The organism is Enterococcus sp. DIV0756 (assembly GCF_051710745.1).
In the GTDB taxonomy this organism is placed as follows: domain Bacteria; phylum Bacillota; class Bacilli; order Lactobacillales; family Enterococcaceae; genus Enterococcus_A.
Window position 1 is genome coordinate 3,319,503 of record NZ_JBIOLF010000001.1, and the last position, 20,893, is coordinate 3,340,395.

Annotated in this window: 21 protein-coding genes; 11 read left to right on the top strand and 10 right to left on the bottom strand. The window is 37.2% G+C overall.

Annotated elements, in window-relative coordinates; all coding sequences use genetic code 11:
- Positions 1 to 198: 198 nt before the first annotated feature.
- A complete protein-coding gene (locus IGI44_RS16010) occupies positions 199 to 903 on the top strand; it encodes a helix-turn-helix domain-containing protein (RefSeq protein ID WP_438788802.1) in 705 nt (234 codons plus the stop codon).
- A gap of 66 nt (positions 904 to 969) precedes the next feature.
- Complete coding sequence (locus tag IGI44_RS16015) at positions 970 to 2,400, top strand: helix-turn-helix domain-containing protein (RefSeq protein WP_438788803.1); 1,431 nt, start codon at positions 970 to 972, stop codon at positions 2,398 to 2,400.
- Positions 2,401 to 2,859: 459 nt separating this feature from the next.
- Here IGI44_RS16015 and IGI44_RS16020 read toward each other — a convergent pair whose 3' ends face one another.
- From IGI44_RS16020 to IGI44_RS16030, 3 genes are all read right to left on the bottom strand, one after another.
- Complete coding sequence (locus IGI44_RS16020; RefSeq protein WP_438788805.1) at positions 2,860 to 3,330, bottom strand: Fic family protein; 471 nt, start codon at positions 3,328 to 3,330, stop codon at positions 2,860 to 2,862.
- A 120-nt stretch (positions 3,331 to 3,450) separates the two neighbouring features.
- The gene (locus IGI44_RS16025; protein ID WP_104876116.1) at positions 3,451 to 3,666 is read right to left on the bottom strand and encodes a hypothetical protein; all 216 of its coding nucleotides are present in this window, start codon (positions 3,664 to 3,666) and stop codon (positions 3,451 to 3,453) included.
- Between the two features lie 186 nt (positions 3,667 to 3,852).
- Positions 3,853 to 5,085, bottom strand: a complete 1,233-nt coding sequence (locus tag IGI44_RS16030) for a Fic family protein (protein WP_438788807.1) — start codon at positions 5,083 to 5,085, stop codon at positions 3,853 to 3,855.
- A 157-nt stretch (positions 5,086 to 5,242) separates the two neighbouring features.
- Here IGI44_RS16030 and IGI44_RS16035 point away from each other — a divergent pair, with 157 nt between their 5' ends.
- The 3 genes from IGI44_RS16035 to IGI44_RS16045 are packed head-to-tail and all read left to right on the top strand — an operon-like array spanning position 5,243 to position 7,570.
- On the top strand, positions 5,243 to 5,962 hold the full coding sequence (locus tag IGI44_RS16035; protein ID WP_438788808.1) for a hypothetical protein: 720 nt from the start codon (positions 5,243 to 5,245) through the stop codon (positions 5,960 to 5,962).
- Between the two features lie 12 nt (positions 5,963 to 5,974).
- A complete protein-coding gene (locus IGI44_RS16040) occupies positions 5,975 to 7,123 on the top strand; it encodes a nucleotidyltransferase domain-containing protein (protein WP_438788810.1) in 1,149 nt (382 codons plus the stop codon).
- Positions 7,124 to 7,126: 3 nt separating this feature from the next.
- Entirely contained in the window at positions 7,127 to 7,570 is a 444-nt protein-coding gene (locus tag IGI44_RS16045; protein WP_438788811.1) for a hypothetical protein, read from the top strand.
- A 247-nt stretch (positions 7,571 to 7,817) separates the two neighbouring features.
- On the opposite strand, the gene IGI44_RS16050 is transcribed toward IGI44_RS16045, so the two are convergent.
- Entirely contained in the window at positions 7,818 to 8,642 is an 825-nt protein-coding gene (locus IGI44_RS16050) for a helix-turn-helix domain-containing protein (RefSeq protein WP_438788812.1), read from the bottom strand.
- 187 nt (positions 8,643 to 8,829) lie between these two features.
- On the opposite strand from IGI44_RS16050, the gene IGI44_RS16055 reads away from it, so the two are divergent.
- From IGI44_RS16055 to IGI44_RS16065, 3 genes are all read left to right on the top strand, one after another.
- Complete coding sequence (locus IGI44_RS16055) at positions 8,830 to 10,122, top strand: replication initiation factor domain-containing protein (RefSeq protein ID WP_438788814.1); 1,293 nt, start codon at positions 8,830 to 8,832, stop codon at positions 10,120 to 10,122.
- A 49-nt stretch (positions 10,123 to 10,171) separates the two neighbouring features.
- Positions 10,172 to 10,447, top strand: a complete 276-nt coding sequence (locus IGI44_RS16060; protein ID WP_438788816.1) for a helix-turn-helix transcriptional regulator — start codon at positions 10,172 to 10,174, stop codon at positions 10,445 to 10,447.
- Between the two features lie 68 nt (positions 10,448 to 10,515).
- The gene (locus tag IGI44_RS16065; protein ID WP_438788817.1) at positions 10,516 to 11,751 is read left to right on the top strand and encodes a tyrosine-type recombinase/integrase; all 1,236 of its coding nucleotides are present in this window, start codon (positions 10,516 to 10,518) and stop codon (positions 11,749 to 11,751) included.
- Between the two features lie 176 nt (positions 11,752 to 11,927).
- On the opposite strand, the gene rpsI is transcribed toward IGI44_RS16065, so the two are convergent.
- Positions 11,928 to 12,320 (bottom strand): 30S ribosomal protein S9, encoded by a 393-nt coding sequence (gene rpsI, locus IGI44_RS16070; protein ID WP_316405382.1) that lies wholly within the window; start codon positions 12,318 to 12,320, stop codon positions 11,928 to 11,930.
- Positions 12,321 to 12,335: 15 nt separating this feature from the next.
- Positions 12,336 to 12,764, bottom strand: coding sequence for a 50S ribosomal protein L13 (rplM, locus tag IGI44_RS16075; protein ID WP_438789010.1), 429 nt, complete (start codon positions 12,762 to 12,764; stop codon positions 12,336 to 12,338).
- A 351-nt stretch (positions 12,765 to 13,115) separates the two neighbouring features.
- On the opposite strand from rplM, the gene IGI44_RS16080 reads away from it, so the two are divergent.
- The gene (locus tag IGI44_RS16080; RefSeq protein WP_438788819.1) at positions 13,116 to 14,324 is read left to right on the top strand and encodes an argininosuccinate synthase; all 1,209 of its coding nucleotides are present in this window, start codon (positions 13,116 to 13,118) and stop codon (positions 14,322 to 14,324) included.
- A 365-nt stretch (positions 14,325 to 14,689) separates the two neighbouring features.
- A complete protein-coding gene (gene argH / locus IGI44_RS16085) occupies positions 14,690 to 16,060 on the top strand; it encodes an argininosuccinate lyase (RefSeq protein ID WP_438788820.1) in 1,371 nt (456 codons plus the stop codon).
- Positions 16,061 to 16,100: 40 nt separating this feature from the next.
- Here the strand turns inward: argH and lacD are convergent, their stop codons facing one another.
- The 4 genes from lacD to pfkB are packed head-to-tail and all read right to left on the bottom strand — an operon-like array spanning position 16,101 to position 19,913.
- Entirely contained in the window at positions 16,101 to 17,075 is a 975-nt protein-coding gene (lacD, locus tag IGI44_RS16090; protein WP_438788822.1) for a tagatose-bisphosphate aldolase, read from the bottom strand.
- On the bottom strand, positions 17,072 to 17,530 hold the full coding sequence (locus IGI44_RS16095) for a fructose PTS transporter subunit IIA (protein ID WP_438788823.1): 459 nt from the start codon (positions 17,528 to 17,530) through the stop codon (positions 17,072 to 17,074). Before IGI44_RS16095 ends, lacD begins: the two co-directional genes overlap by 4 nt.
- An 11-nt stretch (positions 17,531 to 17,541) precedes the next feature.
- Positions 17,542 to 18,981, bottom strand: a complete 1,440-nt coding sequence (locus IGI44_RS16100; RefSeq protein ID WP_438788825.1) for a PTS fructose transporter subunit IIC — start codon at positions 18,979 to 18,981, stop codon at positions 17,542 to 17,544.
- Complete coding sequence (gene pfkB, locus IGI44_RS16105) at positions 18,963 to 19,913, bottom strand: 1-phosphofructokinase (protein WP_438788826.1); 951 nt, start codon at positions 19,911 to 19,913, stop codon at positions 18,963 to 18,965. Before pfkB ends, IGI44_RS16100 begins: the two co-directional genes overlap by 19 nt.
- Positions 19,914 to 20,058: 145 nt before the next feature.
- Between pfkB and IGI44_RS16110 the strand changes: the two genes are divergently transcribed.
- Positions 20,059 to 20,808: a MurR/RpiR family transcriptional regulator gene (locus tag IGI44_RS16110; protein ID WP_438788827.1), complete on the top strand. Its 750-nt coding sequence runs from the start codon at positions 20,059 to 20,061 to the stop codon at positions 20,806 to 20,808.
- The last annotated feature ends 85 nt before the right edge of the window (positions 20,809 to 20,893 follow it).

The following is a 20,893-nucleotide window of genomic DNA, read 5'->3' on the forward strand; positions in this document are numbered from 1 at the left end:
CACCAAAAACTATATCGTCTTTATAAGTAACAGAAATTTACACAGTATATTTCGATAATTAAATAAATTTTATTCAAAATTTAATTTTCCGATTTAAAAAAATAAAAAGAAAGAAAAAACATTTTATCGTTTTTTGGTAATGTATTTTTGCAGTAATAAAAAATAAAGCTCATTGATTAACTAATAGGAGTGAAAATTATGGCAAGAATATTAATCATAACGAAAAATTTATTAGCAGAGCAAGAGTTACAAACTATTCTTCAACGTTCAAACGATGAGGTGTATTGCTCCTTCGACCTAATGTTTGATGCGCAATTCTCTCCTCAGATTATTAAGTATTTTTCAGTAGTCATTTTTAGTGATACTATTTCGACTTTAGACATTTCAAAGCACTATGCTTCTTTCAAGAAGAACGGACTGGCAATTATAAGAAAGGGACAAAAAGAAGACTTAAAAAAATCGGAGTTTCCCTACCTAATTGATGAAATTGACGAATGGATTGAACCAAAAGAAACCGACATAAGCATCATTGAAAAAATTGCGAAACTGACACACGGAGGCACAACCAACACTCCTACATTGGAAAACAGCAACAGCGAAAGAGACAAGAAGAACGCCGAATTATTCTTTTTTAGTCTTTCATCAAATGAAAAAAAATTCTTATATCATTTGTACCATTATCAAAAAAATGAAACAGTATTATCTCGGGATAAATTATGCTCCTTAATTTGGGAAACAGAAGCTACAAAATCAAACCTATGCCAACTTTCCAATTTAACGAATCGAATTAAAAAGAAGCTTACCGCAAACCACTTCCCTGAAGGAGAATTGATTACAACTTGGAACAAAGGATATTTTTTAGGTGATTTGCTATTTTTTGAATTAGAGAAATATATGAACTAAAAAGCGAGGAGAACCAACATATAAATTGAAATTATACTAAGCTTAATAAGGTAAGGAGACTTTCAATTGATAGATAGCTTCATAGAAAAAGATATTCTCCGCAGAGTTAAAATTACTTATGTATTATATGAATGCAGGCAGGTAAAAATTGGGGAGCTTGCAAACAATATGAATGTTAGCTTTAACACGATCAAAAAGGATTGTCATAAAATTGCTTCAACATTAGAAAACGAACTTACTTCCTATTCTATTTCTCGATCTCAGCTAACATTTAACTTTAAACCAACTACTATCTGTTATGATTTAGTGCGTAAATTGTACTCAGACTCGCTTTTCTTAAAGGTCTGTTATCGTTGCCTATTAGCAGATAGTTATACTTCGATCGCGGAAGAAGAATTTATATCCGTGACGAAAGTTTTCAATTTGAAAAAGAAAGCAGAAAGGTATTTTAGACAAGCATTAGGAAGCAACTCAAATACAAAAATAGCCTTTGAAAACAAATTAAAGGTAAGGTATATTTACTTAGCTCTCTGGATGAGGGGCATCGGTATCAATGAATTAGAAAATGATCCCTTATTTCTTAAATCTGAACAAGTGGCACACGATTTAAGTGTCTTGTTGAAAAATCGATTCAGCAAGAAGAGTTTGCACTACTTACAATATGCTGTATTTATGACCTTAAAAAGAAATGATCAATTATCCATAGATAATGAAACAATCAACTTTTTAAAGACTGGCATTATTTTCAACAGTATTAAAGCATGTTTTTCGCGACAAGGTTTCGAAATAGATGATGAGAACACTGCCTTTATTTCCTTTGTCTACAAAAACCTGCCCTACAATCCGGAAAACTATCAATTGATCGAAGTAGATTACCAATATTATCGAAATCGGCTAATTAAAAGGTATCCTCCAGTCGTAGAGCTGATCCGAAATTTCGAGTCAGCTTTCGAAATGAATCTGTTAGGGGAGATTGAATTTGAAAAGCCGTTAATGGATCTTGTGTATACCACCACTTTAGGAATCAATGAATTTTTACTTAATCAGTACTATTTCACCGATTGTAAAGATTGTGTTATCAGAGATAAAATTAGCAAGATTATTCGTACTTGGCTAAAAGATAAAATTTCAGAAAATATAACTATGTCCGAATCAATCATTTTACAATTTTGTCACTTAGTCATGCCTATTCTGAAAAAAGGTGAAAAAAAGAAGATTCCCATCATTATTGTTTCTAAAGACGAGTACTCCCATATGCTATTCAGAAAGAATATCAGCAAGATCATTTCTGAAAATTATTTTTTTATTAGCGATGAAATTTATTATTCTATTGACGAGATACCAGAATTATTTTTCAATATCAACTGCTTTATTGTGTGCGAACGCTGCTTGTTAAATCAAGAAAGAAAAGACACTCTTCCCATTTCTATCAATCATTTAACAAGCGATTTAAAGAATATATCCAATTATATCTTTACTTGTGTCTTGACAAAATAACAGCAGAAAGTTAATGACTGGCTTTAATGTTAAAAAATCATTTTAGTCCTATCATTTTTTCGTCTAAAGTTTCAAATAAAAGCCATGTGATATCAATTCCTCACAATAAGTACCGCGAAAACATCGCTATCAGAATTTTTTATGCGTCTTTTAAGGGTTGCACTTACCACATAAAAATCGCAACTAAAAAGCCACTCTCCAAAATTTGGAAAGTGGCTTTTGATTTTCTGTATAAACGAATTAACGTTTTGAGAATTGTGAAGCTTTACGTGCTTTCTTAAGACCTGGTTCCGCACATAAAATAACACAAATTTGAAAATTCGTTGTAATACCAATATTAATTAGCGATTTTCTAAAAATGCTAAATCAATGAATTTCAATCAATTTTACAGTATTCGTACCTAAAAACGTACCTAGAAATCATTTGCAAACCAGAACATGACTACTTTTATAATATAACTAAAAATCATTGATTGCATCTGTCATGATTTTTAAGAAATATTCCTTTTCAGGTGCTTCATCAACACAATATAAAACCAATGACTTTCTTACATAGCTGGCATGATCTCGTAAAAGTTTTGAGTTCAACGGAAATCCTTTAGCATTTGCAAAAAGACCGGCAAAGCGCATAACCGTTCGAGTATTCCCTTCTCTAAACGGATGAATTAACCATAGTCGAGCAATCAAGTCTGAGAACAACGGAATCATATCTTCCACACTAATATCAGACCATTCTACTTGGTTCAGATCATCAATAATCGTTTCAATTTGAAGCTGAATTGATGAGATTTCACCGTATGTTAACGACACGCCGCCCAGAACAGCTTCTTCTTTATAGATATCAATCGTTCTGATCCGACCTGCCCACTCATATAAATCACCAAAAATATATTTATGAACTTCAAGAAATGTTTCGTAGTTGAGTGGCACCAAGCGTCAATATCTAACAATTTTAAATACGTGATATCCGCTTCAGCTTTTTCAAGAAGATCCTTATCCGCTATACCCAGTTTATTATGCAAGACATCAGTATCTGGAATCAAATAAGGATCAAGCATTTTTTAAACCCATTGCCCGGTATTTTTCAATAACCGTTTCTAAAGCATCCGCAATTTCCATGTTACCTGCCACATATTCTTCCACTAACTTCATGGTATCATCTGAAGGTTCTGCAGCATCTAAAGTTGAATAACTCAAAGCAACATTACGGAGCTTCTCACGCTCGATTTTAGTCGTATTTTTTACCGAGTATTTATAATCAGACATGTCTCTCAACCCCTTTTAGATTGCTTAATAGGATACATTATATCATGTTTTAAGATTTTAACCTCGTGGTTAAATTTGACGTAGAGAAAAGTTAAAAAACATCATACAAGATTAATATAAATGTTCTTGTTTGTATTTTATCCAAACTCTACTAGTACCGAAATCAGATCCAAATATTACCGAATCCTATAACTCAATTTTATCAAGAACTAAATTAGATAGTTGATGAACTGCTGGCTTCTGTTTTACTTTAACTAAATATCCTAAATCCGTCAGTTTAGTCAAATATTGATTCATTTTATATCTTGAATAGTTTTGGAAATTTGCTATTTCTGAATCTTCTAGATTTCGATCACTAGCAAATACGTAATCTTGTAAATATCCATATAAGACATTGACCTCATCTTCAGATAGATTTTTAAGCGTTTTAAGGTAGTTATCCAATACATTCATCTTAGCTGTAGCTTCTTCAAGTTGTTCAAGTGATGCCTTTTGTCCTTCAAGGATAATCTCCAAAATATCATCAAGTAAATGAGTAACCTCACCTTTATTGCGTGGATTTGAAACTTCAAGAAGTGACGCATAATATTTTTCTCTATTCTTATTAATTGAGTTTGATATTGAAACACCTGTGAATAGATCAAGTTTGCGAGATAAGTATGAGGACATTATGTATCTACCCAGTCTTCCGTTTCCATCGTAGAAAGGATGGATATATTCTAAATAGTAATGAGCTATAATACATTTTTCTAGGTATGGATAGTCTTTTGAATTCATGAAAAAAACTAATTTTTCAAGATTATTAGTAATTTCCTGTTCATTTGCGTCACCTATATGCGCAATACTATCGTCCTTTTTCCTTTTTAAAGATACCGGAGATTCTCTAAAAAATTTCCCATCAGGCCATTCGGAGATATCCTTTTCGTCATCAAACAAAGAATCGTAAACACTTCTAAAATCTTTTGGTTCATTAATTGATAAATAGTTTCCTTCATCTAAAAGATTCATATACATATTCACGATCCCTCGGAATCGTTTGTTAGATCTCGTCTTTTTTTCTCTACTTAGTATTGTTTCGCTTATCTCAGTCTTCGAGCTTTCAATTCCTTCTGTTTCATTTGTACTTTGAATCTCATCTGCTATATTCGATACAACTATATTGAACTGTGCAACACCAGGTAGATGAGCGTTCAAACTCTTGAGTTTCTCAGAATTATATCTAATCTCTTCCTCCTTTTTCAATAATTTAGGAAGTGGAAGATAAAATAATTCAAGTGTCTCATCAGATATACGTTCCCCCTTCAAGAAAGGATGAATTCGAATACTGGTCTTAATTGTTGTATAGGAATTAAATCTTTTTTCATATTCTTCTTCAATATCACCGTCATAAGACAAAATCCTTAATTTTTCGTATTTCAATCTATTTCCTCCGTTTTCTATTTTTAAAAAATTGCATTTTTTAAAAATAGATGATATCATTTACTTGTATTAAATCAAAAATTAGCAACCCTGTCAAAAAGTATACCATGATTAGAACAGGTTAATATACTTTGTTTGACAATAAGCAGGAGGAAAAATGACCTATATCATTGATCAATTATTATCGAATATTATCAGCTTTGTAGTTGGTAGTGTCTTAACCTATATTGTAGCAAGACGAAAACAAATCAGAACTCGTTTTAAAGCATGGCGCCTCGGAAACAAAAAGGTAAGAATGAGCCTTTCTTATCTTTTTCAGATAAAAGATAATGGAAAGTTTCTGTTGATTCATGGAAAACGAATCCAACAATATCAGCCAATCGGCGGAGTGTACAAGTATTATGATACTTTTAACAACGTTAAGCAAGATTTAGAAGTGTCTGACGAATCAAATGAACATTTCTTTGAAGAAGCAGATCTTAGAATTGAAGCGCCCGCGAAGAATGTTATGAAAATTTTAGAATGGTTTAAGACTCGAAAAAACCGCGAAATTACAGTAATACGAGAATTTATTGAAGAAATAATAGAGCCTGGACTCTTAGATATAGAAGATTTAAAAGATATAAGGTTTGAGTATATAAACACAAAAGAAACTGGATTACGATACAGCCCTTATTTCAAGATGGATGAATTTCTTTCCTACGATGTGTTTAAAGTCACTCTACCAGAAAGACTAATGGAAAAACTTAAAAAAAATGCCGCGGGTAACAGCAAATTTTTTTGGGCTTCGCAAAATGATATTGATACAAAAAACACCTATATTAATGGGCAAGCAGTTAAAATTGGCGAACACGCAAAATATATTACTACCTGTTAGGGAGGAAAAGAAATGCACCATATATCACACGAAACATTAAAACGAATTTATCAAGCACTTGCTAATTCGTTAAACGTATCCGATACAACGACCCAAGAAATAGTATCATCTTATGAAGCTGTAGGTAATTATCTCGGAAACTTAGAGGAAGATTTAGATATAAAAATTTTCCCACAAGGATCAATGGCTCTTGGAACAATGATTAAGCCTTTAAGTTCCGATAAAAATGGCGAATATGACGTTGACCTAGTATGTCAATTAACAAACGGGAACAATCTTAGTGATGCAGAAGTAAAACAAATAGTTGGCAAACGATTGAAGGAAAGCTCAAGATATTTTCAAATGATGGATCCAGAAGGAAAACGTTGTTGGACTCTAAACTATGCTGACTTTCATATGGATGTGCTTCCTTGCACACCAAAATTGTCCGTTGAAACATCTACAGCAATTAGGATCACCGAAAAGATAGAAAAAAACGTCTATGGAAACGGAATCAGCGATCCCAAGGGCTATCTCGACTGGTTTACGCGTAAAATGCGTCATGTCTACACTGAGGCTTTGCAAAATTATGCTGAGATTAGAAAAATGGAAGTCGAAAAAATTCGGTTGTATAACCTTAGAACCCCTCTTCAAATGGCTATCCAAATACTAAAACGACATCGAGACATTATGTTCGAAGGTAAGAAGCATAGACCAGCCTCTATCATAATCAACACGCTTGCTGCTCGAGCATACAATGGTGAGAATAACGTTTATGATGCTGTGTGTAATATTTTAGAAAATATGGAAAGTTCTATCACTAGAAATGAGTATGGCGAACTCCAAGTATTAAATCCAACTTTACGGCAAGAAAACTTCGCAGATCGTTGGATTACAGAGCCAAAACGACAAGACGCATTTTTTAGTTGGTTAAAGAAGGCAAAAAAAGATATTGTTGAAGACCCATTGAACTTTATTGATGGACTTGATTCATTAAAAAATCGCATGACTGAAAATTTTGGTTCACAAGTTGTCCAAGATACTTTCGAAGAATATGGAAATACTATCCAAGATAATCGCATTAATGGAAAATTGGGTATCAATCCGCAAGGTCACATAACAAACGCAAAAGGTTCTTCTGTTGTTCCTGTCAAAAATCATACATTTTTCGGGAGTGACTAGTTTATGAAACGAACTTTTCTCACAAAAAAATCTCTCCCGCAGCAATACTTAGCAATAAAAACCGTCTTCCCGGAAGCTAACATAAAGTTCGGAAAAAGAAATATGATCATATCTCTCACTCTTCAGCCAACCGAACTATCCAGAAAGTATCAAACTGAATTTATTCTCGAAAAATTCGGAAAGTGTGAAGTCTGGGTACACGGTGATTTAAAAAAATTAGATGATCCTAACTTTCCACATAAGTATGATATAGACAAAGAGAAAAAAAGAGTTCGAATTTGCTTATATCATCCTATCAAGGATGAATGGAACACTAAATTATGGTTAAAAGATACCCTTATTCCTTGGGCAATTGAATGGTTATTTTTCTATGAATTATGGCTCGCAACAGGAAAATGGTTGGGCGGTGGTGAACATCCTACACCACAAGATTCACAAGAAAATTAATAGTAAGCATTCTATTTAACTTAACTACTCTAGGCAATCACCACGAAGGGTTTCGCCCCAAGGCGAACTACCCTTCGTGGTGATTTTGCCTGTTGCATAGCGGCGCGCCGCTATGCATGCCCCGTTCTAACAGGGGGCTAACTATAAGCAATAAAAGCTTAAAAATATCCGATTACAGACTGGCATGTCAACATTTCTCATTGTCTCTTCAGATAGAGTTTGTCACAAATAATCTATTAACTAATCATTAGTGATTTTGACTTAGATATGCAGCTGTTTTTTCTGTCTCGATTTTAAATGGCTCATAAATAAGAGAATCATTTTCACTGTGTTCGACTTCAAATATTTTCTCTTCATCATTATAGCGATATTCGATGATATTCGCTGCGTTCTCTTTTTCTTTGATTCCATAGTAGACAATCGTAGATTGATTTAACTCAATGTCTAACAGTGGGAATTGACGTGTGAAATAATCTATATCTAGTTGCTTATTCAATCCTGGCACGCTATAAAATAATTCGGATTGGTTTTCAGCAAATATATAAGGTAAGTAGTGAACACTATTCTTTTCTTTCTCAACATGGACAAAAAAAGCAGGTTCTGTTGGTTCTTTATTTTGCGTTATCGTACCTATATACAAGTTATCAGAACCGAGAATAGTCGTATAGCTCAAGTATGTACTTTCCTGTTCTACCAGCAATCCAGAATCAACGATTCCTTGAACGAATTCGATGATCGTCATCTCGTCATATAAATCAACTTTCTGTTGCTCTAAAAAGACAATGATTTGTTTTAGAAAAAGAGGATTTAATTGTATGTGAAAATGTTCAACGATAATCTTCGAAATAAACTCTTCTGGTGTTCCATAAAGTAATTCATTCGTTGTAACCTTCCCTAAAAGAGATATCTTCTTCAACTTATCCTCTTTAGGCAGATTGATACCCCGCTCCCAATTATTGACAGTCGTTTTTGGAGAGTCGCTAATTAATTCTCCAAATTGTGACATACTGTATCCTAAATCCGTTCTTATTTTCTTGATTCTTATACCTACTTCAATCGCATCTGGTTTCATATTTTCGATCGCTCCAAACTTTTAGCTATCAAAATCATAACAGAATACTAAATAAACCACAAACAAATAATGTACTTTTTTTCGTACTTTTTATATTGACGCGTAACTATTCGCGCGGTATCATTTATATGTACTTAAATTCGTACTATATCGTTCTTTGAAAACTGAATATGAAATGGAGGTCACTATGAATGGATTAAACCAAGAAGAATTAGGAAAGTCTGTAAAGAAGACTCGTCTTGCCAAAGGTTGGACACAACAGCAAGTAGCAGACAAGGTGGGAATCTCTCGCTCACTCCTAGCTAAATTCGAGACCGGAAACAGAAAATTATCTGACGAAAAAATCGAACAAATCTTTGATTTCCTTCTTACTAAGCAACAGAAAGATCATCTCGATGGAATCGTGGATTATCTAACCATTCATTTTTTCTCGACAGATTATGAAATGTTGATCGAGAAAGTTTTAGGCGTCAGTATGCGTCATATGGTTTATCATGAATCAACAACTCTTGGATACAATGGGCGCTATAATTTGCTGAAGGCAATCGATATTAGAGTCTCTGAAGATGAGGGAAAAGGTACGCTCTTTGAACTAAAAGGAACAGGATGTCGCTTATTAGCTGGATGGTTGAAGGGAAAAAAGGAATCGTGGAATGATTTTTTCGAACGTGTTTTTGAGTTCGGTGGAAATTTTACTCGAATCGACTTAGCCATCAACGACCATTACGGTTATTTAGATATTCCCACACTAGCAAAAAAAATCGAACGCAGTGAATTTCGCTCCACTTTCCGAATAGGAGATGTTTATCAATCAAAGGATTTTGCCAATCAGGGATCACATGGAACAACGCTCTACTTTGGCTCTCGAAAAAGTCTCATGCACTTCTGCTTTTATCAAAAGGATCATGAGCAGCGAAGAAAAAAAGGAATCCCATTAGAGGAAGCTCCGATTATTAATCGCTATGAAGTTAGAACAAGGCATGAGAAAGCTCAAAAATTAGCTCAACAACTTTTGAGGATTGAAAACTTTGAACCGCTGGTCTTTGGTTTGATCAATCAGACCATCTGTTTCTACGATCGTCCACCAGACGACCCAAATGTCAAAATCGATAAACGATGGAATGAGTTTGTCGGCAATCACGAAGAAGTGACATTGAGTTTAGAAAATGATCCAATGACACTGGAAAAAAGTTTCAACTGGATATTGAACAATGTTGCACCCTCGTTAAAACTAATCAAAGAATTCGGAAATATTTATCACGTGAACTTACTTGGACTTATTCTACAATCTACAGAGATAAATAAAGAAGGTGTAAAAATGCTAGAGGTTGTTCGAGAAAATCCGGAATTATTTAAAGGAGAGATAAAAGTTTACAGAAGAGTCATTGAAAGGAAATTGGAAAAACTAAGAAAAGAAAAAAAGGAAAAGCAGAGCACTGCAAACAATAATGTTCACCGTACTCCACCCTCGACAAGTTGAGTATATCATATTATGCAGTGCTCCCACATAATTTCAGGGAGGAAACTGGATGAACGAAGTCAAAATTACATTAAGTGACGAACAAACTAAAGAACTCAGCACTACTATTTATACAATATTTTCAAAGCAAATTGAACAGGTGCGTAAAGATGCATCATTGAATAAACGCTACCTCACAAAAAAAGAAACATGTCAGTATCTCCATATTGCGAACAACACGCTGGATAAATGGGTTAATCAAGGGCTGCCAAAAATCGTTATCGAAGGTGTCGTGCGTTTCGATAAAGAAGCTGTCGATCAATGGCTACATTGCTTTAATCAATGAGAGCGGTTTATAATCAGAGCGTAGTCAATCCTACGTTCTGGTTTGCATGAAAGAAAGTAGGAGAACAAATGGCAATTACAAAACTAAAAAGCAAAAGTTATAAAGTGGAGGTGTTTTATCCTAAAGAGGTTCGGCAAATACTTGGTATTACCAATCAGCGATTTCGCAAAACGTATAAAACGAAAAAAGAAGCTGAAAATGCTGAGAGAGAAGTTCATCAAAAAATTCAACGTGTATTAAATGAAAAAAGCGCTAGATCATTTGAACTAGCTGGAAACATTAAGTTTAAAGATTTCTACGAAACAGTTTGGTTAGATATGTATCTTGCAGGCTCATCAGGACGTTCACGTCAGATTCCAACAGCAACGACTGTCAGCAATACAAAAGATGTCTTTCGACTCCACTTACTACCAATGTTTGGAGATTATTCAATCAAATTCTTAAATGACAACAAAGATTTTGTCATGCGATCACTAATGCAAAAATCCCAAACTTACGCAAATATCAAAGTCCTTAAGAGCTATGTCAATCAAATGTTTGATATCGCAGAACTTTTGGAATACATTGAATACAATCGTATTGAAAAAACTTTGCGTTATGTAGGTGATCCAAAGAAACAAAAGTTGAAGGCTGAACGTCAATTAGCCGGTGAAGCTTTAACTGCTGAGGAATTGATTGCATGGTTGGATGCAGCCAATGAAGATTATGAGAACGGTGACTTGATTATGCAGGATTATGTTCTATTCATGCTGACGCTCAACTTAGGCGACCGTAAGAGTGAATCATATGCCCTACAGTGGAAACACATTGATTTAGAGAATGGTTATATCACCGTTGTACAAAGTCAGGATAAATTTGGAAATTTAAAAGCAACTAAGGGACGGAAAAACACGAAGTTCAAGCTACCTCCCTTTTTATTCGATTTATTAAGTGATTGGAAGAAAAAGCAAAAAGAGGAGCTATTGAAGATTGGCACCAAGCAATCAGCACAACAATTCCTTTTTACATTCGCTAAACGTTCAGGTGAATTGAATGTACCTGTCCATATCGATTATTTGAACTATCGTTTAAGGCTAATTCGAAACAGACATCCAGACTTAACCAAAACGACACCACACAAACTGAGACACACCTTCAGTACACTGGCTCGTGAAGGCGGTGCAACAATGGCTCAAATCTCTCAAGCGCTAACCCATTCTGATATCAAGACAACTGAAATCTATGTAAATACGCCGAATGTTGTCGACCTTTCTACTTATGAAAAATTTGAAAAACGTCTAAATGAAGCTAGAGAAGCAAAATAAAATAACATATTAAAATAACGTGGCGTTTACCTATAAAGAACGCTATTACAGTTAAACATCTAGGTCTTAAAAACAGCCAATAAAAAAAACTCGTACCTTTTTTCGTACCTATTCTCTCAAAAAAAGACACCTTCCAAAAAATGGAAAGTGCCTGAAACGTTGATATAAAGCGAATATTAACGCTTAGAGAACTGTGAAGCTTTACGGGCTTTCTTAAGACCTGGTTTTTTACGTTCAACCATACGTGAATCACGTGTAAGCAATCCAGCGCGTTTTAATGGTGCACGGAAATCAGGATCTACTTCTAATAAAGCGCGTGAGATACCGTGACGGATAGCGCCGGCTTGACCTGCGTAGCCTCCACCGTTTACGTTTACGAATACATCATATGAACCAGTCGTTTCAGTAACGCCAAATGGTTGGTTGATTACTAAACGTAGGTCAGCATGTGGGATATATTCTTCAACGTCTTTTTTATTTACAGTAATTTTACCAGTTCCTGGTACTAAACGTACGCGAGCAACTGCATTTTTACGACGGCCTGTGCCGCTATATTGAACTTGTGCCAATGAATTTCCCTCCTATTAAATTAAGTTTGTGATGTCTAAGACTTCTGGTTGTTGTGCTGCATGTGGATGTTCTGCTCCACCGTAAACGTGAAGTTTCATGCCTTGAGCGCGACCTAAAGTGTTTTTAGGAAGCATACCTTTAACAGAAGTTTCGACCAAACGGCGAGAATTTTTAGCACGCATTTCGCCTGCTGAGATTGATTTCAATCCACCAGGGAAGTTTGAGTGACGGTAGTAAATCTTGTCAGTTGCTTTCTTACCTGTCAATTTAACTTTATCTGCATTAATTACAATTACAAAATCACCAGTGTCAATGTGTGGTGTGAATGTTGGTTTATTTTTTCCGCGTAGCATTGATGCAACAACTGTTGAAAGACGTCCTAAAGGAACATCAGTTGCGTCTACTACGTACCATTTACGTTCTACTTCGCCTGGCTTAGCCATATATGTTGTACGCACGTTTTTTTCCTCCAATTTCGATTTCGAATGTTTGACAAACACTTGAGTTTCCGGGGCTCTCGTGGGGCAAACAATACCATTTACCATAATACTTGCTAAACCTTGCCATGTCAATGTTTTTCTCTTTGAAAACGCAAAATATTTTCATTTTATCTAACTTCTTCTACTATACATAATCCTTTCTTTTATACAGGCTTAAATGAATAAAGAAACGTATTTTTGAAAATATTTTGCATAAATATTTAAAAAGTGCTTGCTTTTTGTATTTTACGATGCTAATATGACTTCAACACATTAATTAGAATTTAATGAAAAAGCGATAAGGGAGCAATCAGGATGAAAGAAAAAGTGATTTTAGCATACTCAGGTGGTTTAGATACTTCGGTTTCAATCAAATGGCTCGTCGACGAAGGCTACGACGTGATTGCCTGCTGTTTGGACATTGGCGAAGGTCGTGACACCGAATTTATTAAAAATAAAGCATTGCAGGTTGGGGCAACAGAATCTTATGCGATTGATGCTCGCGAAGAATTCTCGCAAGATTTTGTTTTAGTCGCTTTGCAAGGAAATACATACTACGAAAATTCTTACCCATTAGTATCCGCTTTGTCTCGTCCATTGATTTCAAAGAAATTAGTTGAATTGGCTCACCAAACGGGCGCAACGACGATTGCTCACGGATGTACTGGTAAAGGAAATGACCAAGTCCGTTTTGAAGTATCCATCGCCGCTCTTGATCCGAATTTGAAGATCATCGCGCCGGTTCGTGAATGGAAATGGTCACGTGAAGAAGAAATCAATTACGCAGCCGAAAAAGGAGTACCGATTCCTGCTGATTTGGACAATCCTTACTCGATTGACCAAAACTTATGGGGACGCGCCTGCGAATGCGGCATCCTAGAAGATCCATGGGCAACTCCGCCAGCAGGCGCTTATGCGATTACTGCTGAATTAGAAGATACACCGGATAAACCAACAATTGTTGAAATTGAGTTTGAAAAAGGTGTACCAACAGCATTAGATGGAGAAAAATTATCATTAGCTAATTTGATCATGAAATTAAATACTCTTGCAGGTGTTCATGGCATCGGCAGAATCGACCATATTGAAAATCGTCTGGTCGGCATCAAATCTCGGGAAGTTTACGAATGCCCAGGTGCAGAAGTATTAATGAAGGCACATAAAGAATTAGAGGATTTAGTATTTGTTCGCGAGATGGCTCATTTCAAACCAGTCATTGAACAACAACTATGTCAAATGATCTATGATGGTCTGTGGTTCAATCCAACGATGGATGCCTTGATTGCATTCTTGAAGCAATCACAAGAAGTCGTGAACGGTGTACTGCGTGTGAAATTATTCAAAGGCAATGTGATCGTTGAAGGTCGTAAATCTGACAACAGCTTATACAACGAAAACTTGGCGACTTATACGTCTGCCGATACGTTCGATCAAGATGCAGCAATCGGCTTTATCAAATTATGGGGCTTACCAACTAAGGTAAATGCTGAAGTACAAGCGGGAAACAAGCAGACAACCGTATAATCCGAAATACTTAAAATCATGAAAGTGCAAGAGAAACCAGATGTGAGGCGGCTTTTACTTGCCGGTAAATAAGGCCGTCCGGTTTCACATCTTGCCATTGCTCTTAGGAGAGTTTCTTTTCCGGTTAGGAAATAAGGAAACCAGCAATGTTTTCATCCTGAGGTATCTGAAAAGATGCCTCCTCCCTAAACTAAAAGCTTTAAGAACTCGTTCAGCTTTTGAGTAATAAGACCAAAATCTTTCCAAATTTCGAGAGATTTTTGCTTACTGCCGATAAAGCTAGTTCGTAAAGCTGGATATTAAAGAGAGACCGTTGCGACGGTCTTTTTTGTTAAAAATTCGTAGATAAAAGTGAGGATAAAACAATGGCGAAATTATGGGGCGGACGTTTTGATGGGAAAAATGAAGCGTGGATCGATGCGTTTGGCGCTTCGATTCCTTTTGACCAGCAATTAGCGACGCAAGATATTACCGGCAGTTTAGCGCACGTCAAGATGCTTGGTGAAACGGGCATCATCACAAAAGAAGAAGCGCAGCAAATCACGACTGGCTTAAAAGTATTGGCAGAAAAAGCAGTAAAAAACCAATTGTCCTTTACGATTGAAAATGAAGACATTCATTTAAATTTAGAAAAATTGCTCCACGATGAGATTGGACCTGTCGCTGGCAAGCTCCACACTGCTCGTAGCCGAAACGATCAGGTTGCGACTGATATGCATTTATATTTGAAGGAACATCTAACTGAGATTATTGAGAAGGTTCAACATTTCAGAGCAGTTTTAGTTAATAAAGCTGAAGAGCATGTCGAAACGATCATGCCCGGCTATACTCACCTGCAACATGCACAGCCAATTTCTTTTGGGCATCACTTAATGGCTTATTATGGCATGCTGACACGTGACCAAGCGCGTTTGGAAGAAAGTATGAAACGCGTGGATATTTCTCCTTTAGGCTGCGCAGCATTAGCTGGCACAACTTTCCCGATCGATCGTCAAATGACCGCGGATGAATTAGGCTTCAATGATCTATACATGAATAGCCTTGATGGCGTCAGTGATCGTGACTTCATTTTAGAATTTTTAAGCAACAGCTCAATCCTGATGATGCACCTTTCCCGTTTCTGTGAAGAAATCATTCTTTGGTGCAGTCATGAATTCAAATTTGTCGAACTGACCGATACCTTTTCAACGGGCAGCTCCATCATGCCTCAGAAGAAAAATCCGGATATGGCGGAATTGATTCGTGGCAAATCAGGACGGGTGTTTGGTGATTTAGTTGGCTTGCTGACCGTAATTAAAGGCTTACCGCTAGCTTATAACAAAGATCTGCAAGAAGATAAGGAAGGCATGTTTGACACAGTCCACACCGTAGCGACAAGTCTAGACATCATGGCCGGAATGATCGATACGATGACCGTCAACACTCAGATTATGCATGACGCGACGGAAAAAGATTTTTCAAACGCGACAGAACTAGCGGATTATTTAGCGACAAAAGGGATTCCTTTCCGTCAAGCACACGAAATTGTTGGAAAATTAGTTTTGGAATGTACACAAAAAGGCATCTACCTACAAGATGTGCCATTAGAAGAATATCAAGCCATCAATCCGGTGATCGAAGAAGACATCTATGATACGCTATCTTCAAAAACAGCAGTGACGCGCCGCCATTCATTAGGTGGAACTGGCTTCGATCAAGTCAAAAAGCAGATTGAACTAGCAAAAACAGCCTTATAAACTACTAAAAAGGACTATCCGTGTTGGATAGTCCTTTTACTTATGCCTTTGTATAAACCGAGGTTGCGGTTTCTTTTAAAACTTCATTTAATTCTATGATATTTTGTCTTCCTTGTTCGGATAACCAAGTAATTGCTTTTTCTTCGTTCTCTTTCACAAATGGTTCGACACCATTCGCCCAAGTTGCTCGGCCGCATAATACGCCATTAAAGGTTGAACCTGATTGTTTCGCAAAACGTAACGTTTCTTGGAACAATTCGGCACTGACACCCGCGCTCAAGAAAATGAATGGCAACTCGGTTGCATCAGATTGCTCTTTAAAATACGCTGCTGCATCTGCTTGTGTATAGCAGACGGTTTCGCCGAACCCTTCAACAAAATTCATATTTACCGGTACTTCTACTTTCAACACATCGACCTGATAACGTTCCTGTGAAAATTCCTGCATCGCGCCAATCACCTTACGTGGTTTTATTTGGGCATACTCCAATGACGTCGCATCCGGAATCGCTGCGTCATAAGAAACAATCTCCAAGAAAAACGGAAGATCTTCTGCTGTACATTCTGATCCGATTCGTTCCATATAGGCCCGTTTTTGTTCATTAATTTCCTCTGGCTCATCCACATCATAATAAAGCAAGAACTTACAAGCATCTGCCCCAGCTTCTTTCAAACGTTTTACGGACCACTCATTTAATACATCTGGTAAACGTCCCGGAGTTGTCGCATCATAGCCAGTCTTTTCATAAGCCAGCAGCAACCCGCAATCGGCGTCACGCACTCCTGCTGCTGGCAACCCATATTCCGGATCCAACAAGATTGCTGAAGCATAAGGTGTGAGCTGTTGAGAAACCAATTCTTTGAATTTGATTACATCATCCGTTGTCGCTTCCTTATATTTACCGATCATTTTCTTCAAAGCGCCTCGCTGATCAATCGCCAAAGCACCGATAATGCCATTCTCATTCGTTAGCTGATCGAGATATCTTTTCTTTTCTGCACTGATTGTCTTCATTCATTTTCACCTATTTTTTCATTTAATAGTGTCGCGATTTCTGTTTTTGATTGTGCGGTTTTTAGTTTTTCAGTCACTTCACTGCGCATCAGTAGTCGTGCGACCGCGGATAATAATTTCAAGTGCGTAGTTCCAGCTTCTGAATCTGGAATAAATAGCGCAATGACAAAATCAATCAATTGTCCATCTAAACTATTCCATTCGGTTCCTTGATCTAAGGTAACAATGAGAATACTTGGCTCACCGATTGACTGATCTTTCGCATGTGGAATGGCAAAGCCGTCCATCATTCCGGTAGTTCCTTCGTTTTCTCTTTCCACTAGTCTTTGATAGACGTGCTTCTCATGTGCTGAGATACCTGTCTGCACCGCTTGCTTGGCTAAAAATTCAAAGACTTCTTTTTGTGTTGCTAAAGGCTGGTTCAAAAATATTTTCTCTTCTTGAATGATCCCCATCATATGCTCCTTTACTTAGCCACTGCTGATTTTTCTACCTGTTCTGCCGCTTGCTTTTCTTTTTTAGCCACACTGCTCTTTTGGATCAGGCCTAAGATCACACCACCGACAAGGGCACCAATCAAAATCGAAGCGACCCATTGAATTTTCCCTGTTACAACTGGCAACACTAAGAAGCCGCCATGAGGTGCTGGTACCTGTACACCAAACATATAGGTAAGAACAGCGGCAATTGATGAGCCTAGCATCATTGTCGGCAATACACGAATCGGATCTTTTGCCGCAAAAGGAATCGCTCCCTCAGTAATATGCGTAGATCCTAAGATAAAGTTAACCAATCCGGCATTACGATCATTTGTATCAAAATATTTTCCAAAGAATAATGTCGCGAAGCCTGTAATCAGCGGCGGTGCGATACAAGCTGCTGACACACCAGCCATGAACGTCGTATTGCCTTGCGCTAATAACGCTGTTCCCGTAACATATGCTGCTTTATTGACCGGTCCCCCCATATCAAAGGCACTCATACAGCCAACAATCACGCCTAAAATTAACGGATTTGAATTTTCAAAGCCTGCTAAGAAGCTCATCATCCCTTCGTTGACAGCTTTCATTGGATCAGCCAATAGCGACATGATGATACCAATCACTGCAACTCCAATGACCGGATATAAGAAAATCGCTTTTAAGCCATCAAGCTGTTTTGGTAAGCCTGCCATCACTTTTTGCAGGAGTAAGATCAAGTAACCAGCGAGAAACCCAGCCAAAATTCCGCCTAGAAACCCGGTCCCGCCATTGGTTGCAACAATTCCGCCGACAAAACCGACTACTAACCCCGGACGTTTAGCGATTCCTTCTGCGATATAAGCTGCCAGAACAGGAACCATCATGCCCATTGCTGCATCACCAACACTTTTCAACATCGCGGCCGTTGCATTATATTGTGCATTCTCTGGATCGAAGGAATAAATTCCCCAAACAGCAAATGAGATTGCGATCAAAACACCGCCTGCTACTACGAACGGCAGCATGTGGGAAACACCATTCATCAAATTTTTATAAATGCTGCGACCAAAACTCGTGTTGTTTCCTGTCTCTTCTTCTAAAGCGTCCACTGCTTGATTCTCTGCTGCTACTGAGCCTTTTCCAGCCAAAGCATCATCAATTAAACGTTCCGCGTCCTTGATTCCGGTGCTGACCGACACATCAATAATTCGTTTTCCAGCAAATCGTTCTGGATGAACATCCTTGTCTGCTGCGATAATAACCGCATCTGCGTGTTTGATTTCTTCAGCAGTCAGTTCATTTTCAATCCCGATCTGACCATGGGTCTCGACTTTGATGGTCACGCCTTTTTTCTTAGCCGCTTGTTCCAATGCTTCTTGTGCCATATACGTGTGAGCAATACCTGTCGGGCAACCTGTTGCTGCGATTAATTGATAATTTCCCATGTTTTTAACCCCTCTTCATTGATTTCAATTTGTTTACTTAATTCGTTTACATCCGAAAAATCAGTCAGACCCTTGCGAAATGCCGTAGAACTTCCTGCGGCTAAACTTTTGCGTAACGTCTCTTCCAACGGCTGCTTTGTTAAATAACCAGCCAAAAAGGTTCCTAGTAAAGTATCTCCAGCACAGGCCGTATTGACTACTTTACCTTTTGGCGAATTTCCGCGAATAATCCTGTCTCGACTGAAAAAGATTGCTCCTCCATTACCGAGTGATAACAGTACATTTTGTGCGCCTGCCTCTAATAATTGCTGTCCATAGAATAAATAAGCTTCTTCTGAATTAATCCTCTCATCAAACCAGGAAGCTAACTCTTCTTCGTTTGGCTTCAATAAAAATGGTCCATAAGGCAAACAGTCCATAACCTCCTTGTAGCTGCTGTCAATAATCAAATGTACTCCGCGTTCCTGACAAATCTGACTAATATCAACTAAAATATTTGGCTCCATCCCTCGTGGCAGACTCCCTGAGATACAGAGATAGTCCTCTGACTGCAAACTTCTGATTTGATTCAAGAAGGCTTCGACCTTTTCCGGCGGAATCTCCGGTCCTTGATTGACTAATTTGTATTCCTCCTTTGTTTGATTGACTTGAGTAAACACATTGATTCGGGTCATCCCAGGAACTTCAATAAAATCAGTGCTGATTTCCTTTTCCTGTAAATAATCTTCTATATAGTTCCCAGTAAACCCAGCACGAAAACCTAGTGCAGTCGTATCAACCCCCAGCATTTTTAGGATCAATGAAACATTGACTCCTTTTCCATTGGCTTGGATATCATCATCCTTTGTTCGGTTTACAGTAAAAGGCTCCATAGTATCCGTTTCAATAAATAGATCAATAGCTAAATTCAAGGTACAAGTGTATATGGACATAAGTGACGACCTCCTTGATCTTATTATGGGACAACTACCACCGAAAAGGTTTTCACATTCAACCTGAATTCCTGAAAAGCTTTACATCTTTTAATTACTCGTGATACCTTTAACTCGTGAAAAGCGAAAGAAGGTTAGTGAAATAATGGATCATAAATTAAGTGAAACAGAACAATACCTCTGGGATTATATCGAGAGCCACATTCTTGAAATTCCCAATTACTCGATCGTCAAACTTAGTGAGCAGGCCAACGTTTCTACTGCTACGATCGTTCGTACAATGAAAAAGAAAGGCTATGAAGGATTCACTGCCTTTAAACATCATTTAAAGGAACAAGAAAATAAAAATATCAATTTTTCTTCACTAGATAAAGTCGATAAAGGGATCCGCCGTGCTATTTTGAAAAATGAGCAAGAAGTCATTCGAACTATCAATATGATGGAGATCGGCAATATCGAAGATGCCATTCAAAAAATCAAATTTGCCGAGCGTGTGATTATCTTTGCTCGTGGCTTCTCTGAGATGATTGGGCAAGAAATGATGGTGAAATTTCAGTTAACGGGGAAAAATTGTCAGATGCATAACGATCCTGAGATCATCAAAAATATCAGTCGAAAATTAACGAAACGAGATATTGTCATTTTTATCTCTTTGAATGGAGAGACAAGAGAACTTGTTGTCGCTGCCAAAAATTGTTATGATGCCGAAATCGGTTCAATCCTATTAACAGCTAATAACGCCTCTAGCCTAATGCGTTATTGTGAGATTGCTCTAGTCGGTTTTAAGTCGGAAGGGTCGTATTTTCCTGACTATGAGGTGCGATCGAGATTGCCTTTACAAATCATTGCGAGAATTTTATTGGACTCCTATGCGCTACGAGTGATGGATAGTTAAGTTGAATCGAAATTAGTTCAATTATTCATAAATTGAACACGTAAAAAGACTGTCCTTTTAGCTGAACAGCCGCATAATGGGCCAT

Coding starts and splice junctions, on each gene's coding strand:
- IGI44_RS16010 (WP_438788802.1), top strand. CDS start 199: ATGGCAAGAATATTAATCATAACGAAAAATTTATTAGCAGAGCAAGAG.
- IGI44_RS16025 (WP_104876116.1), bottom strand. CDS start 3,666: ATGTCTGATTATAAATACTCGGTAAAAAATACGACTAAAATCGAGCGT.
- IGI44_RS16035 (WP_438788808.1), top strand. CDS start 5,243: ATGACCTATATCATTGATCAATTATTATCGAATATTATCAGCTTTGTA.
- IGI44_RS16040 (WP_438788810.1), top strand. CDS start 5,975: ATGCACCATATATCACACGAAACATTAAAACGAATTTATCAAGCACTT.
- IGI44_RS16045 (WP_438788811.1), top strand. CDS start 7,127: ATGAAACGAACTTTTCTCACAAAAAAATCTCTCCCGCAGCAATACTTA.
- IGI44_RS16050 (WP_438788812.1), bottom strand. CDS start 8,642: ATGAAACCAGATGCGATTGAAGTAGGTATAAGAATCAAGAAAATAAGA.
- IGI44_RS16055 (WP_438788814.1), top strand. CDS start 8,830: ATGAATGGATTAAACCAAGAAGAATTAGGAAAGTCTGTAAAGAAGACT.
- IGI44_RS16060 (WP_438788816.1), top strand. CDS start 10,172: ATGAACGAAGTCAAAATTACATTAAGTGACGAACAAACTAAAGAACTC.
- IGI44_RS16065 (WP_438788817.1), top strand. CDS start 10,516: ATGGCAATTACAAAACTAAAAAGCAAAAGTTATAAAGTGGAGGTGTTT.
- rplM (WP_438789010.1), bottom strand. CDS start 12,764: ATGGCTAAGCCAGGCGAAGTAGAACGTAAATGGTACGTAGTAGACGCA.
- IGI44_RS16080 (WP_438788819.1), top strand. CDS start 13,116: ATGAAAGAAAAAGTGATTTTAGCATACTCAGGTGGTTTAGATACTTCG.
- argH (WP_438788820.1), top strand. CDS start 14,690: ATGGCGAAATTATGGGGCGGACGTTTTGATGGGAAAAATGAAGCGTGG.
- lacD (WP_438788822.1), bottom strand. CDS start 17,075: ATGAAGACAATCAGTGCAGAAAAGAAAAGATATCTCGATCAGCTAACG.
- IGI44_RS16095 (WP_438788823.1), bottom strand. CDS start 17,530: ATGGGGATCATTCAAGAAGAGAAAATATTTTTGAACCAGCCTTTAGCA.
- IGI44_RS16100 (WP_438788825.1), bottom strand. CDS start 18,981: ATGGGAAATTATCAATTAATCGCAGCAACAGGTTGCCCGACAGGTATT.
- pfkB (WP_438788826.1), bottom strand. CDS start 19,913: ATGTCCATATACACTTGTACCTTGAATTTAGCTATTGATCTATTTATT.
- IGI44_RS16110 (WP_438788827.1), top strand. CDS start 20,059: ATGGATCATAAATTAAGTGAAACAGAACAATACCTCTGGGATTATATC.